Origin of the sequence: Streptomyces sp. NPDC048603, assembly GCF_043199475.1 — a bacterium.
Classification (GTDB): Bacteria; Actinomycetota; Actinomycetes; order Streptomycetales; family Streptomycetaceae; genus Streptomyces.
In genome coordinates this window covers 134,815-151,856 of sequence record NZ_JBICVY010000013.1, presented here as the reverse complement: position 1 = coordinate 151,856, position 17,042 = coordinate 134,815, and the positions used below count along the sequence as shown (strand labels likewise).

Below are 17,042 nucleotides of genomic sequence, written 5' to 3'. Positions count from 1 at the left end.
TCAGGGACGGTAGACACGACAGCCGGGCGTCGTGCGACGCCCGGCTGTCGGGGTGGTGGAGCGGTGGTGAACCGTCGGGGGGCGATGCGGCTGCGCCGCCCGGCGGCCGGGCCCGCTACAGGGGGGTGACGTAGGCCCCGGAGATGCCGCCGTCGACGAGGAAGTCGGTGGCGTTGATGAAGGAGGAGTCGTCGCTGGCGAGGAAGGCCACGGCGGCCGCGATCTCCTCGGCCTCGGCGAACCGGCCCACGGGGATGTGGACCAGGCGGCGCGCGGCGCGCTCGGGGTCCTTGGCGAACAGTTCCTGCAGGAGCGGGGTGTTCACCGGTCCGGGGCAGAGGGCGTTGACCCGGATGCCCTCGCGGGCGAACTGCACGCCGAGCTCCCGGGACATGGCGAGCACGCCGCCCTTGGAGGCGGTGTAGGAGATCTGGGAGGTCGCGGCGCCCATGATCGCCACGAAGGAGGCGGTGTTGATGATGGAGCCGCGGCCCTGGCGCTGCATGTACGGCAGGGCCGCCTTGCAGCAGAGGTAGACGGAGGTGAGGTTGACGTCCTGGACGCGCTTCCACGCCTCCAGGCCGGTGGTGAGGATGGAGTCGTCGTCGGGGGGCGAGATGCCGGCGTTGTTGAAGGCGATGTCCACCGAGCCGTAGGTGTCGAAGGCGGTGCGGAAGAGGGCCTCGACCTCCTCGGGGTCGGTGACGTCGACCTTCACGAAGGTGCCGCCGACCTCCTCGGCGGCGGCCTTGCCGGCCTTCTCGTCGATGTCGCCGCAGACGACGTTGGCGCCTTCGGAGGCGAGCCGGCGGGCGGTGGCGAGGCCGATGCCGCTGCCGGCTCCGGTGATCACCGCGGTACGGCCGACCAGGCGGCGGCAGACGATCTCTGCGTTCTCGGCGTGCTCTGCGTGGGACATGTGCTCAGTCCTCCGTGCTGATGAAGACGTTCTTGGTCTCGGTGAAGGCGGTGAGGGCGTCGGGGCCGAGTTCGCGGCCGAGTCCCGACTGCTTGTAGCCCCCGAAGGGGGTCCAGTAGCGGACGCTGCTGTGGGAGTTGACGGAGAGGTTGCCCGCGGCGACGGCGCGGGAGACGCGCACGGCGCGGCCGACGTCGCAGGTCCAGATGGACCCGGAGAGGCCGTACTCGGTGGCGTTGGCCAGGCGGACGGCGTCCGCCTCGTCCTCGAAGGGCAGGAGGACGGCGACGGGGCCGAAGACCTCCTCGACGGCGACGGGTGCGGTCGGGGCGACGCCGGTGACCAGGGTCGGCGGGTACCAGAACCCGGGGCCTTCGGGGGCGGTGCCTCGGATCGCGGTGAGGTCGTCGGTGACGTAGGACCGTACGCGGTCCCGCTGGGCGGCCGAGATGAGCGGGCCCATCTGGGTCGCCGGATCGAGCGGGTCGCCGACGACAACGGATTCGACGGCGGGGGTGAGGAGTTCGAGGAAGCGGTCGTACACGGAGCGCTGCACCAGGATCCGGGTGCGGGCACAGCAGTCCTGTCCGGTGTTGTCGAGGAAGGCCATGGGGGCCGCGGCGGCGGCGCGCTCCAGGTCGGCGTCGGCGAAGACGATGTTGGGGCTCTTGCCGCCGAGTTCGAGGGTGACGCGCTTCACCCGGTCCGCGCACTTGGCCATGATCTGCTTGCCGACCCGGGTGGAGCCGGTGAAGACGATCTTCGCCACGCCGGGGTGTTCCACGAGCGCGTCGCCGGCCACCGGTCCCTCGCCGGGGAGCACCTGGAAGAGGTGCTCGGGGATCCCGGCTTCGAGGGCGAGTTCGGCGAGGCGGAGCGCGGTGAGGGGGGTGGTCTCGGCGGGCTTGAGGAGGACGGCGTTCCCGGCGGCGAGGGCGGGGGCCAGTGCCCAGGCGGCGATCGGCATGGGGAAGTTCCAGGGGGCGATCACGCCGATGACGCCGAGGGGTTCGAGGAAGGTGACGTCGAGGCCGCCGGGGACGGGGATCTGCCGGCCGGAGAGCCGTTCGACCCCGCCGCCCGCGAAGTCCAGGAGGTCGCGGACGTTGCCGGCCTCCCAGCGGGCGTTGCCGAGGGTGTGGCCGGCCTCGCGGACCTCCAGGAGGGCGAGTTCCTCGATGTGGTCGTCGACCACGGCGGCGAAGCGGCGCAGCAGCCGGGCGCGGTCGGCGGGGGCTGCGGCGGCCCAGGCGCGCTGTGCGGCGGTGGCCCGGGTGACGGCGGCGTCGACCTCGTCCCGTGTGGCGGCCGGGACGAGGGCGACGAGTTCTTCGGTGGCCGGGTTGATGACGCTCAGTTTTTCGGGGGCCGTCGGGTCGGCAGGCGCGTCGGTCACGGGGTGCCTCACAGACGTTCGAAGGAGCGGCGCAGTTCCCAGTCGGTCACCGCGGAGTCGTAGGCGTCGAGTTCGACGCGGGCCATGTTGAGGTAGTGGGCCACCACCTCGGGTCCGAAGGCGGCCTTGGCGATCTCGCTGTTCTCCCAGAGTTCGGCGGCTTCGCGCAGGGTGGTGGGGACGTGCGCGTAGTCGGCGGTGTAGGCGTTGCCGGTGCAGGGGTCGGGCAGTTCGAGGCGGTTCTCGATGCCGTAGAGGCCAGCCGCGACCAGTCCGGCGACGGCGAGGTGGGGATTGACGTCGCCGCCGGGGAGACGGTTCTCGAAGCGGGTGGAACGGCCGTGGCCGACCACTCGGAGGGCGCAGGTCCGGTTGTCCGAGCCCCAGGCGACGGCGGTCGGGGCAAAGGATCCGGGACGGAACCTCTTGTACGAGTTGATGTTCGGGGCGTAGAGGAGGGAGAAGTCGCGCAGCGCGGCGAGCTGGCCGGCGAGGAACTGGCGCATGACCTCCGACATACCGTCCGGCCCCTCCCCCGCCATCGCGTTGCGCCCGTCGGAGTCGGTGAGGGAGAGGTGGATGTGACAGGAGTTGCCTTCGCGCTGGTCGAACTTGGCCATGAAGGTGAGGGAGACGCCTTCCTGGGCGGCGATCTCCTTGGCCCCGGTCTTGTAGACCGCGTGCTGGTCGCAGGTGACCAGCGCCTCGTCGTAGCGGAACACGATCTCGTGCTGGCCGAGGTTGCACTCGCCCTTGGCGGACTCCACGGTCAGCCCGGCCCCCTGCATCTCGTTGCGGATGCGGCGGAGCAGGGGCTCGACGCGGCCGGTGCCGAGCACCGAGTAGTCGATGTTGTACTGGTTGGCGGGGGTCAGGCCGCGGTAGCCGCTGTTCCAGGCCTGCTCGTAGGTGTCCTTGAAGACCATGAACTCCAGCTCGGTGCCGACCTGGGCGGCGTATCCGTGCGCGGCGAGGCGGTCGAGCTGGTGCCGGAGGATCTGGCGGGGGGCGGCGACGACGGGGGTGCCGTCGTTCCAGGCGAGGTCGGCGATGACCATCGCGGTGCCCTCGTTCCAGGGGACGCGGCGCAGGGTGGAGAGGTCGGGTTGCATGGCGAAGTCGCCGTAGCCGCGGTCCCAGGAGGACATGTCGTAGCCGTCGACGGTGTTCATGTCGGTGTCGACGGCGAGGAGGTAGTTGCAGCCCTCGGTGCCGTGGGCCATGACCTCGTCGAGGAAGAACTGAGCGGCGAACCGCTTGCCCTGGAGCCGTCCCTGCATGTCGGGGAAGGCCAGGACGACTGTGTCGATCTCACCGCTCGCGACGAGGGAGCGGAGCTCCTCGGGCGCGAGCGGCGGCTTGCGGTCTACCACGGGATTCTCTCCTTCGGGTGAGCCGAGTGGGTCTAAGGTATTGAACAGAACCATTGCTTGGGAAGGGGAGACGCCGATATGGCGAACACCGCGGGTGGGGAAGGCGCGGCCGGAGGGCTGGATCCCGTGCTGCGCCCCGTGCTGCGCCAGGTGCGGGCCGGCAACGGTTTCGAGGAGGCTCTGGAACAGATCCTGCAGGTGGTACGGCTGGGCCTGGTGCCCGCCGGCGAACGGCTGCCACCGGAACGCGAGCTGGCCGAGCGGATGGGGATCAGCCGGGTCACGCTGCGGGAGGTGCTGAAGGTACTGCAGGAGCAGGGCCTGGTGGAGGCGCGGCGCGGCCGGTACGGCGGAACGTTCGTGCGCGCCCGGCCCGACACCCCGGCCGGCGGCGCCGAGGAGGAGCTGCGGCGCCGGGTCGCCGGCGTGGACCTCGAGGACGTGCTGCGTTTCCGTGAGGTGCTGGAGGTGGGCGCGGCCGGGCTGTGCGCCGCCCAGGGGCTGACCGGGGAGGAGACCGCCCGGCTGACCGACGCGCTGGCCGCGACGCACGACGCGCAGCTCGCCGAATACCGCCGCCAGGACACCCTCTTCCACCTGACGCTGTGCGAACTCGCAGGCTCGGCCACCCTGACGGCGCAGTACGCGGCCGTCCGGGCCACCGTCAACGACCTGCTGGACTGCATCCCCCTGCTGGTGCGCAACCTGGAGCATTCGCAGCGGCAGCACACCGCGCTGGTGGAGGCTGTGCTGGAGCGGGACGCGGAGGCCGCCCGGGAGGTGATGCGGGAGCACTGCTGCGGAACGGCGGCGCTGCTGCGGGGGTTCCTCGGACCGCGGTTCCTGTGACGGCGGTTGGTCACTGTTCCCGCCGGGGCGGTTAACCGCGGTTTAACGCAGAGGTCTTGCGCCCCCCACCCCCTTGGCGCAAAGGTACGCTGCACAACCATTGCCGAGCCCCCCCTCACGGCAGGAGCGCACATGGCCGACGACATCGCACCCGCGACGCCATCCGCAAGACCGTCCTCCGCAGGCCCTTCCTCCACGAGTCCGTCCTCCGCGAGCCCGTCCTCCGCGAGCCCGTCCTCCACGAGCCCGTCTCCCGGATCCTCCCCCGAGGATGCCTATCTGGAGCGCCGTACCCTGCGCCGCGGCAGCGCCGGCTGGCTGCTGCTGACCGGCCTCGGGGTCGCGTACGTGGTGTCCGGAGACTTCTCCGGCTGGAACCTCGGCCTCGCCAAGGGCGGGTTCGGCGGCCTGGCGATCGCCACCGTGCTCATGGGCGCCATGTACGCCTGCCTGGTCTTCTCGCTCGCCGAGCTGTCCGCGATCCTGCCCACGGCGGGCGGGGGCTACGGATTCGCCCGCCGGGCCCTCGGCCCCTGGGGCGGCTTCCTGACCGGCACGGCCATCCTCATCGAGTACATCCTCGCGCCGGCCGCCATCGTCATCTTCATCGGCGACTACGTCGAGTCCCTCGGCCTGTTCGGGCTGACCTCCAGCTGGCCGGTCTACCTCGGCTGCTTCGTCCTGTTCATCGGGGTCCACCTGTGGGGGGTCGGCGAGGCCCTGCGCTTCTCCCTCATCGTCACCGCCATCGCGGTCGCCGCACTGCTGATCTTCGCGGCCGGTGCGCTGACCGACTTCAGCGTCGCCCGGCTGGACGACATCCCGGTGGACACCGGCGCGGCCGGGTCCTCCTCCTGGCTCCCCTTCGGCGTGCTGGGCATCTGGGCGGCGTTCCCCTTCGGCATGTGGTTCTTCCTCGGCGTCGAGGGGGTCCCGCTGGCCGCGGAGGAGGCCAAGGACCCGGTGCGCTCCATGCCCCGGGCCCTCGCACTGTCCATGGGCGTCCTCGCCGTCCTCGCGCTGATCACCTTCTTCGCCGCCACCGGCGCGCAGGGCGCGAACGCCATCAAGGAGGCCGGCAACCCCCTGGTCGTGGCCCTGGAGGGGAACGGCGAGCCCACCGCCCTGAGCCGCTTCGTCAACTACGCCGGCCTGGCCGGACTGGTGGCCTCGTTCTTCTCCCTCATCTACGCCGGCTCCCGACAGCTGTTCGCCCTCTCCCGGGCCGGCTACCTGCCGCGCGCGCTGTCCCTCACCTCCCGGCGCAAGGCCCCGTACCTGGGGCTGCTCATCCCGGGGGCGCTCGGCTTCGCGCTGGCCGCCGGCACCGGAAACGGCGCGCGGATGCTGAACATCGCGGTGTTCGGCGCCACCATCTCGTACGCCCTGATGGCCCTGTCGCACATCGTGCTGCGCCGGTCCGAGCCGAACCTGGCCCGGCCGTACCGCACGCCGGGCGGCGTGGTCACCTCCTCGGCGGCCTTCGTGCTCGCCCTGTCGGCCCTGGTCGCCACCTTCCTGGTGGACAAGGACGCGGCATTCATCGCACTGGCCGTGTACGCCGTCGCCCTGGCCTACTTCGCGATCTACAGTCGGCACCATCTGGTGGCCTCGGCGCCCGAGGAGGAGTTCGCCGCGCTGGCAGCCGCCGAGGCGGAGCTGTCCCGCGACTGACCTGCGACTGACCTGCGACTGACCTGCACCCAACCCCCGTTCACCGTTCGCCGTTCCCTTCCGGAGGTACCAGCTGTGCCCAGGCCGCTCATCGGCATCACCACCTACGTGGAGGCGTCCACCCGCTACGGCGTGTGGGACGTCCCCACGGTCCTGACGCCCACCGGTTACCACCGGCTCGTACAGGCGGCGGGCGGCGCGGCCGTCCTGCTGCCGCCGGACGAACCGGAGGCCGCGGCGGAGGTGCTGAGCCGGGTGGACGGCCTGGTCATCGCAGGCGGCCCGGACGTGGACCCGGCGCACTACGGGGCCGCCCGCGACCCCCGCACCGGTCCGGCGGCGCCGGAACGCGACACCTGGGAACTGGCACTGATCCGGGCTGCGGTGGAGGCGGGCACCCCACTGCTCGGCATCTGCCGGGGCATGCAGGCCCTGAACGTGGCGCTGGGCGGCACGCTGATCCAGCACATCGACGGGCACTCGGACGGCCACGGTGTCGTCACCCCGCACCCCGTCACCCCGGTGACCGGCACCCGGTACGCCTCGCTGGTCCCGGAGGAGGCCCAGGTGCCGACGTACCACCACCAGGCGGTGGACAGGCTGGGCGAGGGACTGGTGGTGTCGGCGCACGCACTGGACGGCACGGTCGAGGCGATCGAACTCCCGGGCGAACCCTGGGTGGTGGGCGTCCAGTGGCACCCGGAACGCGGCACCGACACCCGCGTGATGGCGGGCCTGGTAGCCGCCGCGAGCCTGGTGCCGGCCCGGGTCGGCTAGCCGACGGAGCGGGGGCGGAGCCGGGACCGGGGACCGGGACCAGGGACGAGGGCAACGACCGGACTCGGCTGTGGCCCGGCCGGTCGGCTGGGCGGGGTTACCAAAGGCGGACGCCCTCGGGCGGGAGCGAGAACGTCCCGGGGGCTGCCCGTCAGTCCCAGTGTCATTCCGCGCCGGCCGCCGGCGTCAAGGGCGCTCCCTTCGGTCGCGTCGCCTCCGGCGATGGCCCTTCGGGCCACCCTTGACCCCGACGACCGTCACGAAACGACAAGGACTGTCGGGCGGCCCCCGGGGGAATGGCATAGGGAGGACCTGCGGGTTGTGAGGCTCTGGCTTCGGTGGGCACGAGCGGCGGCCCTGCTCGGCCAGCCGCCCTTCGGGCGGACGCGGGACCGAAGTCGATCAGATCTACGCAATCCAGCTCGGTCCACGCGCACCAGATCGCTACGCGCTCCTGTCCCTCAGCGAACGCGGCCCGTCAGGGGCCGGACATAGGCCGCCATCGATCGCTACGCGCTTCTGCCAGGCGGCGGGTGCGGGCTGCCGGGGGTTGGGCGGATGACGCCAAACGATCTCTACTCGCTGCTGCGGGACGGCGGGTACGGGAGGTCGTGGGCCGGGCGTGGATCGCCATCGATCACTGTGTGCCCGGGCCGCGATCACAGCATGCTCGGGTCGTCTCGGCGGGCCGATGGCCGCCCGGACTCCCGCCATCCTCGGACCCGGACGGCGATGGCCGCAGGCGCATCGTGCCTTCCCGGCCTGCCCGGAGGTGCGGTCAACGGCCCGCCGCACCGGCGATCACACACTACGCCCGCACCGCCCCACCCGTCCCGTCCCGCCCACCCGTCGACCTCGTCAGGCCGCCGGCCGCCGGGTCAGGGACAGCAGGTCCCGGGCCGGGCCGGCCGGGCGGGTGCCCGCCGGCCAGACGGCACGCAGGGATCGCCGCAGCACAGCGTCCGCCACCGGCACCTCCACCAGGCGGCGCGAGGCCAGTTCGTCGGCGAGCGAGAGCTCCGACAGCACGCAGGGCCCGGCGCCGCTGACCGCCGCCGCTTTCACCGCCGTCGTGGAGGCGAGCTCCAGCAGCGGTACGGCCAGGCCTCCCGCCGTGGCCAGCGCGGCGTCCAGCACCTGGCGGGTCCCCGACCCGAATTCCCGCAGGATCAGCGAGGTCCCGGCCAGTTCCGCCGCCGGCACCGGCGCGGAGCGCCGGGCCCACGGGTGCTCCGGGGCCACCGCCACCACCAGCCGGTCGTGGGCGATCACCACCGAGGACAGCCCGTCGGGCACCCTCAGGCCCTCCACGAAGCCCAGGTCGGCCTCGTGGGCCAGCACCCGCTCGGCCACCGTCGCCGAGTTCCCCGCCTGCAGCGACACCGCCGTGTCCGGCCGGGCCGCGCGCAGTGCGATCAGCCAGCCGGGGAGCAGGTACTCGGCGATGGTCATGCTGGCGGCCACCCGGAGCCGGGAGTCCCTCCGCGCGCGCAGCGCCTGCGCGCCCGCGTCGAAGGCCTCCGCCGCCTCCACGACCCGCCGCGCCCAGTCCGTGACCAGGGCGCCCTCCGCCGTGAGCGTGGAGCCGCGCGGGGAGCGGTCCACCAGGGCCACCCCCAGCCGGGCCTCCATCGCCCGGATGCGACTGCTCGCTGCCGGCTGGGTGATGCCCAGTTCGCGGGCCGCCGCGCCGAGACTGCCCACCCGGGCCACGGCGAGCAGCAGCTCCAGCGCCCCCAGGTCGGGCACCCGGTGCGCCAGCGGAACGGGGAGGTCCAGCCCATTGGTCATAAAGACAGCTTATGGCCTCATAGGAAGATGACCTCTGCCGGTTGTCCCCCGGCGACAGGACGCTGGACCCATGGCCACCCTCGCGCAACCGCGCCAACACCAGCGCCACCAGCAGCGCCACACCCAGCGCTCGCTCACCCTCCCCGCCCTCCGGCACCTCGGCCCGAACTGGTACGCCACGGTGATGGGCACGGCGATCATCGCCAACGCGGGAGCGACCCTCCCCTACCGGCTACCGGGGCAGCTCGTGGCCTGCCGGATCGTCTGGGCCCTTTCGGCCCTCGTCCTCGCGGTCGTCCTCGCCGCCCGTGCCGGGCACTGGCTGCACCACCGTGACCAGGCCCGCGCCCACCTCATGGACCCGGCCGTCGCTCCGTTCTACGGCTGTCTCTCCATGGCCCTGCTGGCCGTCGGCGGAGGCACCCTGATCGTCGGCAAGGACATCGTCGGGGAGCCCGCCGCGGTCGCCGCCGATGCCGTGCTGTTCACGGCCGGCACCGTCATCGGGCTGGTCATGGCCGTCGTGGTGCCCTACCTGATGGTCGTACGCCACAAGGTCGAGCCCTCCCAGGCCACCCCCGTGTGGCTGCTCCCCCTGGTCGCCCCCATGGTGTCCGCCGCGCTCGGCCCCCTGCTGATCCCCCACCTGCCCGCCGGGCAGCCCCGCGAGACCCTGCTGCTGGCCTGCTACGCGATGTTCGGCGTCAGCCTGCTGGCCACCCTGCTGATGCTGCCGCTGGTCTTCGGCCGGCTGATCGTCGGCGGCCCCCTGCCCCTCGCCCTCACCCCGACCCTGTTCCTGGTGCTCGGCCCGCTCGGCCAGTCCACCACCGCCGTCAACCAGCTCGCCGACCAGGCCCCGCAGGCCATCGGCGCCCCGTACGCCGGCGCGCTCGGCGCCTTCGCGGTGATCTACGGCGTCCCGGTGATGGGCTTCGCCCTCCTGTGGCTGGCCCTGGCCACGGCCATGCTGGTACGGGCGGCCCGTGACGGGATGGGCTTCGCGATGACCTGGTGGGCGCTCACCTTCCCGCTGGGCACCTGCGTCACCGGCGCCGCCGGCCTCGCCCGGCACACCGGTCTGACCGCCTTCTCCTGGCTGGCCGCGGTGCTCTTCGCCGCGCTGGTGACCGCCTGGCTGGCGGCCGCCGGCCACACCCTGCGCGGCCTCGCCGCCGGCACCCTGCTCCCCCGACGGGCCTGAACCGGCCCGGCGGGGCCCGGCCGACCGGGGTCCGCCCCCGCCGACGGGATCCGGGACACGGCCCTACGCCCTCCGCAGGGCCTCGCCCAGCACCCGCGGCGCTTCCGCCAGCGAGGGCCCGTACCAGGTCAGGTGCCGGCCGCTGACCAGGGCAACGGGCAGTCCGGGGAACGCCTCCGGGCCGTCCTGCCGGGTGAAGCGGTACGGCTCGTCGGGCAGGACCACCAGGTCGCAGTCCGCCGCCAGTCCGTCCGCCGGCACCCTCGGGTACCGCTCGGCGTGCCCCGCGAACACGTTCCGGGCGCCCAGCCGGGCGAGCAGGTCCCCGGCGAAGGTGTCCCGCCCCAGCACCATCCACGGCCGCCGCCACACCGGGACCACGGCCCGCCAGTCGCCCACCGGGGCGAGCCCCTCCCACGCCGCCTCGGCGGCGTCCAGCCAGCCCGGCCGGGCCAGCCCCAGTTCCCGGACCAGCAGCCGGTCCAGCTCCCGGAACGCGCCGTCCAGATCGCGGACCTCGGTCACCAGAACCCGCAGGCCCGCCGCGCGCAGCGCTGCCAGGTCCGGGGCCCGGTTCTCCTCCTCGTTCGCGATCACCAGGTCGGGCCGGAGCCCGACGACCGCGGCCACGTCCGGGTTCTTGGTCCCCCCGATCCGGCGGGCCTCCAGCCCGGCCGGGTGCGTGCACCAGTCGGTGACCCCGACCAGCGCGCCGGGCGCGCTGACCGCCACCGCCTCGGTCAGCGAGGGCACCAGCGAGACGACCCTCACCGGTGATCCACCCAGGCCGTGTCTTTTGGATCAGGCCGGATCAGCCCGCGGCGTCCGGCGCCGTGCATCGCAAGGCGGAGAAGGGAGTCGACGCGGAGCGTCGGCGACCGCCGACAACGCGGCGAGGTGCGGCGCCGGACGCCGCGGGCCCGGCATGATCCGAAAGACACGGCCTAGTGCTCCGGCGAGGGCGGCTCGGACACGGCGTGGATGTGCTCGCCCACCGCGACCACCAGGATCCGGGTGTCCTCGGTGACGGCCCGCCACCGGTGCCGGACCCCGCCCGACAGGAACAGCGCGTCGCCCGCCTCCAGCCGGTACGCCCGGCCCTCGGCCTCGACCTGGCAGGCACCCGCGACCACGTACATCAGCTCGTCGTTGCGGTGCTGGTACTCGCGGCCGGCGTCCTGGTCCCCGGTGAACTCCAGTGCGTGCAGCTGGTGGTGGCCGCGTACGAGCGGCCGCACCCCGGCGGCCGGCTCGATGCCGCCGGCGTCGGCGGCCCGTACCAGGTCCACCGTGCGCGCGGTGTCCGAGGCCGCCAGGAGCTCCACGGCCGTGGTCTCCAGCGCGTCCGCGACCCGCTCCAGCGACCGCATGCTCGGCCGTGCCCGCTCGTTCTCTATCTGGCTGAGGAAGGGAACCGAGAGTCCGCTGCGCCCGGAGACCGCGGCGAGGGTGAGCTTCAGCGCGCGTCGCCGCTTCCGCACGGCCACACCCACCCGAAGCGTTTCCTTGGCGTCCTTTTCCTTTTCCCTGTCGTCCATGGCGGGGCTGCCCTCCCCTTGTCCTCCGCACATCGGTGTGCTGTAAGCACCTTACGCAGCATTCGCCCCCGGTTTCGCGCGCACGGGTGGACCGCCCTCCCCTCCGGCCCGATTCCGCCACCTTCGGTTACGGCATCATCACCCCCATGAACCGTCGCCTGATGCTGCTCGACACCGCTTCCCTCTACTTCCGCGCGTACTTCGGAGTGCCGGACTCCGTCAAGGCGCCGGACGGCACGCCCGTCAACGCCGTCCGCGGGCTGCTCGACATGATCGCCCGGCTGGTCTCCGACCACCACCCCGACGACCTGGTGGCCTGCATGGACGCGGACTGGCGGCCGCACTGGCGGGTCGAGCTGATCCCCTCGTACAAGGCGCACCGGGTAGCCGAGGAGACGGAGTCGGGGCCGGACGCGGAGGAGATCCCCGACACCCTGGCCCCGCAGGTGCCCGTCATCGAGGCCGCGCTGGACGCCTTCGGCATCGCCCGGGTCGGCGTGCCCGGCTACGAGGCCGACGACGTCATCGGCACCCTCACCGCCCGTGCCACCGGCCCGGTCGACATCGTGACCGGTGACCGGGACCTCTACCAGCTGGTCGACGACGCCCGAGGGCGCCGCGTGCTCTACCCGGTCAAGGGGGTGGGCACGCTCCAGCTGACCGACGAGGCCGTGCTGCGCGAGAAGTACGGAGTGGACGGGCCCGGTTACGCCGATCTGGCCCTGCTGCGCGGGGACCCGAGCGACGGCCTGCCCGGTGTCCCCGGCATCGGCGAGAAGACCGCGGCGAAGCTGCTGGCCGCCTACGGGGACCTGGCGGGGATCATGGCCGCGGTCGACGACCCGTCGTCCCGGCTCACCCCGACCCAGCGCAAGCGACTGGACGAGGCCCGCCCCTACATCGCGGTGGCGCCCAAGGTGGTGCGGGTCGCCACGGACGTCCCGCTGCCGTCGTTCGACCCGTCACTGCCGACGGCTCCGGCTCACCCGGACGAGGTCGACGCTTTGGTCCACCGGTGGGGTCTTGGCGGGGCGGTCAGCCGCCTCAGCGCGTCGCTCCACCGATGAGGTGCTAAGTTAACTTAGGCAATCCTAAGTATTCGGGTGAGTCAGGAGAGACAGCCGTGGCATCACGTCCCGTCGGCACCGCAGTCGTCGTCCGCACCGAGCGGCTCACCCCGCACATGGTGCGGGTCGTCCTCGGAGGCGAAGGACTGGCCGGGTTCGGCGCGGGCGAGTACACCGACCACTACGTCAAACTCCTGTTCGCCCCGGACGGCGTCCGGTACGCCGAGCCCTGGGACCTGGAGCAGATCCGCGGCTCCCACCCCCGCGAGGAGTGGCCTCGCCAGCGGGCGTACACCGTGCGTTCCTGGAACCCCGAACGGCGGCACCTGACGATCGACTTCGTCCTCCACGGCGACGAGGGACTCGCCGGACCCTGGGCCGCCCGGGTCCAGCCCGGCGAGACCGTCCACTTCGTCGGCCCGGGCGGAGCGTACGCCCCCACTCCCGCGGCCGGCTGGCACCTGATGGCCGGGGACGAGAGCGCCCTCCCTGCCATCGCGGCCTCCCTGGAGCGGCTCCCCCGCGGCGCCCGGGTGCACGCCTTCGTCGAGGTGGCCGGCCCGGCCGACGAACAGCCGATCTCCACCCCGGACGGGATCACCCCCGTCTGGCTGCACCGCGGCGACCGCCCGGTCGGCGAGGCCCTCCTCGAAGCCGTCACCTCCCTCGACTTCCCGTCCACCGATGTCCAGGCGTTCGTCCACGGCGAGGCGGGCGTGGTCAAGGAGCTGCGCCGGCACCTCCGCACCGACCGCGGCATCGCCCGCGAACGCCTCTCCATCTCCGGCTACTGGCGGCTCGGCGAGACCGACGAGGGCTGGCGGGCCATCAAGCGCGACTGGAACGCGCAGGTCGAGGCCGAGCAGGAGTCACTGGCCCACGCCTGACGCCCGGGTGTCCCCCGGCCCGCCGGCAGGCGGGGTTCCGGCCGCGGCGCGACAATGTCGCCATGGCCGTGCTCCGCGCACTCGGGGCGGCCGGTGTGGCAGTGGTGCTGGCCACCGGTCCGGCCGCCGCCGCGCCCAGCCCGCCGCCCCCGCCGAAGCCGCAGATCACCGACGCCGAGGTGGACGCCGCACTGCGTCACCTCGACGCCTACGTCACCGAGGTAATGAAGCGCACCGGAGTCCCCGGAGTCTCCGTCGCCGTCGTGTACCGGGACCGGGTGGTCCACCTCAAGGGGTACGGCGTACGGAAGACCGGCGACCCGGCCGCGGTCGGGCCCGACACCGTCTTCCAGCTGGCCTCGCTCTCCAAACCGGTCTCGTCCACGGTGGTCGCCGCCGGCATGACCGACCCCGGCGACTGGGAGCGTCCCGTCGAACTCCCCGGCTTCGCCCTCAAGGACCCCTGGGTCAGCCGGCACGTCACCACCGCCGACCTGTTCGCGCACCGCAGCGGTCTCCCCGACCATGCCGGCGACCTCCTGGAGGACCTCGGCTACGACCAGTCGTACATCCTGGGCCGGCTCCGCCTGGAACCCCTCACCGCCTTCCGCGCGAGCTACGCGTACACCAACTTCGGCCTGACCGCGGCCGCCGAGGCCGTCGCCCGCGAGAAGGGGGTCAGCTGGCAGAAGCTCAACGAGGACCTGCTCTTCAAACCCGCCGGCATGTCGAGCACCTCCACCACCTTCGCCGCCTTCGAGAAGGCCGCGAACAGAGCTGCGACCCACGTCCGGAACCCCGACGGCAGCTGGACCGCGCGCTACGTCCGCGACCCCGACGCCCAGGCCCCGGCCGGCGGGGTCAGCTCCACCGCCCGCGACATGGCCCGCTGGCTGCGGCTGCAGCTCGGCAACGGCGAGCTGGACGGCCGGCGGATCGTGGCCGGCCCGCCCCTGGACGCCACCCGTGCCCCCGCGATCGTGTCCCGTCAGCCCGCCGGACCCGACGGCCGGGCCGGCTTCTACGGCCTGGGCTGGAACGTCTCCTACGACGACGCCGGCCGGCTGCGCCTGTCGCACACCGGCGCCTTCGAGCTCGGCGCGAACACCAACGTGACCATGCTGCCGCTGGAACAGCTCGGCATCGTCGTGCTGACCAACGGCGCCCCGGTCGGCCAGGCCGACGCCATCGCCCTGGACTTCTTCGACACCGCCGAGCACGGAAAGGCGACCACCGACTGGCTGGAGCTGGCCGCCGCCCTGTACGCGCAGCAGCTGGACGAGGACCGCTCCCCCACCGACTACGCGAAGCCGCCCGCCGATGCCGCGCCCGCCCGTCCGGACTCCGCGTACACGGGCACGTACGACAACCCCTACTACGGGAAGCTGACCGTCACGGCGCGGGAGGGAGCAGCGCCCGGGACCGGACTCACCCTCTCCCTGGGGCCCAAGCCGCTGCTCTTCCCCCTCACCCACTACCAGGGCGACACGTTCAGCTTCGAGACCACCGGCGAGAACGCCGTCGGCCGCACCGGTGTGACCTTCAAGGGCGCCGGCACGGACAGCGCCACGGTCACCGTCGAGTACCTCGACACCAACGGGCTCGGCACCTTCCGCCACGGCTAGGGCCTGCCGTCAAACTCGCGTCTGCCCCGCGGCGCCTGGCACGCACTCTCGCCGCACCGGGCGAGAGCCCGAGTACGTCCAGTACGGGGGCTCCCGCCCGGCACGCCGAGAGCACGCACCAGACGCCGTGGGGCCGCCCTCCGGGCGACGACGCGAGTTCGACGACAGGCCCTAGGCCATGCCGCCCGGGGCTCCCGCGGTACGGACCGCCGCCTAGGCTGGGCGCACCATGAGACGCCGCGCCGCCGTACCGCCTTCCCCGCTGGCCCAGCGATCGGGCATCGACCCGGTCCACCTGAGGATGCCCCCGGCCGGCCCCCATGCCACCGTCGGCGCGTTCCTCACCGACCGCTACGCCGACGGTCCCGGCGCCGCGGCCGTCGCCGAGCTGCTCCGCGCCGGCCGGGTGGTCGGCCCCGACGGCCGGGGGGTGCGCGCGGAGGACCCGTACCCGCCGCAGGGCGGGCACCTCTGGTTCCACCGTGAGCTGGCCCCCGAGGCCCCGGTGCCGTTCCCGCTGCGGGTGGTGCACCGCGACGCGCACCTGCTGGTCGTGGACAAGCCGCACTTCCTGGCCACCACCCCGCGCGGCAGCCACATCACCCAGACCGCCCTGGCCCTGCTGCGCACCGAGCTGGAGCTGCCCGGCCTGTCGCCCGCGCACCGGCTGGACCGGCTCACCGCCGGGCTGGTGATGTTCAGCGTGCGCCCCGAGGACCGCGGCGCCTACCAGCACCTGTTCCAGCGGAAGTCGGTCCTCAAGGAGTACGAGGCCGTCGCCGCGTACGACCCCTCGCTGCGCTTCCCGCGCACCCTGCGCAGCCGGATCGAGAAGACCCGCGGGGTCATCGCGGCCGTGGAGGTCCCGGGGGAGCCCAATGCCGAGACCACCGTGGAACTCCTCGGACACGGCCACCCGGCCGGTCTGGCCCGCTACCGGCTGACCCCGCACACCGGTCGCACCCACCAGCTGCGGGTGCACATGAACTCCCTGGGCCTGCCGATCCTGGGCGACTCGGTCTATCCCGTCGTCACCGACCCGGCCCCGGACGACTACCGCCGTCCGCTGCAACTCCTGGCCCGCCGACTGGAGTTCACCGATCCGGTCACCGGTGCCGAGCACCGCTTCACCAGCGCCCGCACGCTGTCGGCCTGGACGGACTACGACTCCTGGGCCGCGGGACCCGCAGCCGGCTGAGGCAGGCTCACCCCCGCGATCCGCAGCGCGGCGTCCGCCGCAGCCGTCGCGAAGGAGTCCACGGGGCGCTGCGGCGCGGACCGGTGCACCAGGATGACCCCCTCGATCAGCCCGAACACCAGGTCGTTCCGCAGGTCCAGGCCGCTCGCGTCGGCGGACCCGCCGACGTCGGCCGCCTCTCCCAGCAACCGCCCGTACGCCCTTTTGAGTTCGGCCCGCAAGCTCCGGAAGCGGCCGAACCGCTCTCCGTCGCTCACCTCCGGCAGCAGGTACAGCGCGCCCAGGTTGTTCGGCCCGCCGCACAGCAGCAGTGCGTCGGCGCGGCACAGCTCCCACAGCCGGAGCGCGGCCGGGCGGCCGGTATCGGCCAGCAGCCGGGCGGCCATCCGCAGCGAGGGCGCGACCGTCGACTCCAGGAGTTCGACGAGGAGTTCCTCCTTGCCGCGGAAGTAGTGGTACATCGTGGCCTGACGCAGTCCGGCCCGCTGGGCCACCTCCCGCGTGGTGGTGGCCGCGTACCCGCGGAGCGTGAACAACTCGGCCGCCGCATCGAGGAGTTCCTCGCGCGGCGGCCGGCCGCTCACCGGTCTTCGCCGGTCGGCGCGGGGTCGGCCGACCCGTCTGGCCGCACCCTCGCCCGCGCCCGTGTCCTCGCCCGCGCCCCTGTCCGCGTCACCGTCCGCGTCACTGTCCGCACCCACATCGGCACCCATGTGAATCATGGCCAGATCGTCGCACAGCGCG

The 17,042-nt window shown here is 73.1% G+C and carries 15 protein-coding genes; 8 read left to right on the top strand and 7 right to left on the bottom strand.

From position 1 onward, the window contains the following. Window positions 1–115: 115 nt before the first annotated feature. Genes ACGFQ9_RS29880 through ACGFQ9_RS29870 form a run of 3 tightly spaced genes read right to left on the bottom strand, consistent with a single transcriptional unit; the run spans window position 116 to window position 3,688 of the window. The gene (locus tag ACGFQ9_RS29880; protein ID WP_393578061.1) at window positions 116–919 is read right to left on the bottom strand and encodes a 3-oxoacyl-ACP reductase; all 804 of its coding nucleotides are present in this window, start codon (window positions 917–919) and stop codon (window positions 116–118) included. A gap of 4 nt (window positions 920–923) precedes the next feature. Further along, window positions 924–2,315 carry an aldehyde dehydrogenase family protein gene (locus ACGFQ9_RS29875; RefSeq protein ID WP_393578060.1) on the bottom strand — a complete coding sequence of 464 codons (1,392 nt, stop codon included), beginning with the start codon at window positions 2,313–2,315 and terminating at the stop codon, window positions 924–926. A gap of 8 nt (window positions 2,316–2,323) precedes the next feature. Next, window positions 2,324–3,688: a glutamine synthetase family protein gene (locus tag ACGFQ9_RS29870; RefSeq protein ID WP_393578058.1), complete on the bottom strand. Its 1,365-nt coding sequence runs from the start codon at window positions 3,686–3,688 to the stop codon at window positions 2,324–2,326. Window positions 3,689–3,766: 78 nt separating this feature from the next. Here ACGFQ9_RS29870 and ACGFQ9_RS29865 point away from each other — a divergent pair, with 78 nt between their 5' ends. The 3 genes from ACGFQ9_RS29865 (at window position 3,767) to ACGFQ9_RS29855 (ending at window position 6,988) form a co-directional block, all read left to right on the top strand. Further along, a complete protein-coding gene (locus ACGFQ9_RS29865) occupies window positions 3,767–4,537 on the top strand; it encodes a FadR/GntR family transcriptional regulator (protein WP_393578057.1) in 771 nt (256 codons plus the stop codon). A gap of 132 nt (window positions 4,538–4,669) precedes the next feature. Next, a complete protein-coding gene (eat, locus tag ACGFQ9_RS29860; protein WP_393578056.1) occupies window positions 4,670–6,211 on the top strand; it encodes an ethanolamine permease in 1,542 nt (513 codons plus the stop codon). A 75-nt stretch (window positions 6,212–6,286) separates the two neighbouring features. After that, entirely contained in the window at window positions 6,287–6,988 is a 702-nt protein-coding gene (locus ACGFQ9_RS29855) for a gamma-glutamyl-gamma-aminobutyrate hydrolase family protein (RefSeq protein WP_393578055.1), read from the top strand. Between the two features lie 858 nt (window positions 6,989–7,846). On the opposite strand, the gene ACGFQ9_RS29850 is transcribed toward ACGFQ9_RS29855, so the two are convergent. Continuing rightward, a complete protein-coding gene (locus ACGFQ9_RS29850) occupies window positions 7,847–8,779 on the bottom strand; it encodes a LysR family transcriptional regulator (protein ID WP_393578054.1) in 933 nt (310 codons plus the stop codon). A 70-nt stretch (window positions 8,780–8,849) separates the two neighbouring features. Between ACGFQ9_RS29850 and ACGFQ9_RS29845 the strand changes: the two genes are divergently transcribed. Continuing rightward, the gene (locus tag ACGFQ9_RS29845; RefSeq protein ID WP_393578053.1) at window positions 8,850–9,983 is read left to right on the top strand and encodes a TDT family transporter; all 1,134 of its coding nucleotides are present in this window, start codon (window positions 8,850–8,852) and stop codon (window positions 9,981–9,983) included. Window positions 9,984–10,046: 63 nt separating this feature from the next. On the opposite strand, the gene ACGFQ9_RS29840 is transcribed toward ACGFQ9_RS29845, so the two are convergent. Together ACGFQ9_RS29840 and ACGFQ9_RS29835 are read right to left on the bottom strand one after the other, a co-directional pair. Continuing rightward, window positions 10,047–10,754, bottom strand: coding sequence for a helical backbone metal receptor (locus ACGFQ9_RS29840; protein WP_393578051.1), 708 nt, complete (start codon window positions 10,752–10,754; stop codon window positions 10,047–10,049). Window positions 10,755–10,927: 173 nt separating this feature from the next. After that, the gene (locus ACGFQ9_RS29835; protein WP_365106056.1) at window positions 10,928–11,521 is read right to left on the bottom strand and encodes an XRE family transcriptional regulator; all 594 of its coding nucleotides are present in this window, start codon (window positions 11,519–11,521) and stop codon (window positions 10,928–10,930) included. A 161-nt stretch (window positions 11,522–11,682) separates the two neighbouring features. On the opposite strand from ACGFQ9_RS29835, the gene ACGFQ9_RS29830 reads away from it, so the two are divergent. From ACGFQ9_RS29830 to ACGFQ9_RS29815, 4 genes are all read left to right on the top strand, one after another. After that, a complete protein-coding gene (locus tag ACGFQ9_RS29830) occupies window positions 11,683–12,588 on the top strand; it encodes a 5'-3' exonuclease H3TH domain-containing protein (RefSeq protein WP_393578191.1) in 906 nt (301 codons plus the stop codon). 56 nt (window positions 12,589–12,644) lie between these two features. After that, window positions 12,645–13,475, top strand: coding sequence for a siderophore-interacting protein (locus ACGFQ9_RS29825; protein ID WP_393578050.1), 831 nt, complete (start codon window positions 12,645–12,647; stop codon window positions 13,473–13,475). Between the two features lie 62 nt (window positions 13,476–13,537). Further along, complete coding sequence (locus ACGFQ9_RS29820; protein ID WP_393578049.1) at window positions 13,538–15,100, top strand: serine hydrolase; 1,563 nt, start codon at window positions 13,538–13,540, stop codon at window positions 15,098–15,100. A gap of 229 nt (window positions 15,101–15,329) precedes the next feature. After that, the gene (locus tag ACGFQ9_RS29815; protein ID WP_393578047.1) at window positions 15,330–16,298 is read left to right on the top strand and encodes a pseudouridine synthase; all 969 of its coding nucleotides are present in this window, start codon (window positions 15,330–15,332) and stop codon (window positions 16,296–16,298) included. Here ACGFQ9_RS29815 and ACGFQ9_RS29810 read toward each other — a convergent pair. Further along, a complete protein-coding gene (locus tag ACGFQ9_RS29810) occupies window positions 16,262–17,020 on the bottom strand; it encodes a helix-turn-helix domain-containing protein (protein ID WP_393578046.1) in 759 nt (252 codons plus the stop codon). The genes ACGFQ9_RS29815 and ACGFQ9_RS29810 overlap by 37 nt on opposite strands. Between the last annotated feature and the right edge of the window lie 22 nt (window positions 17,021–17,042).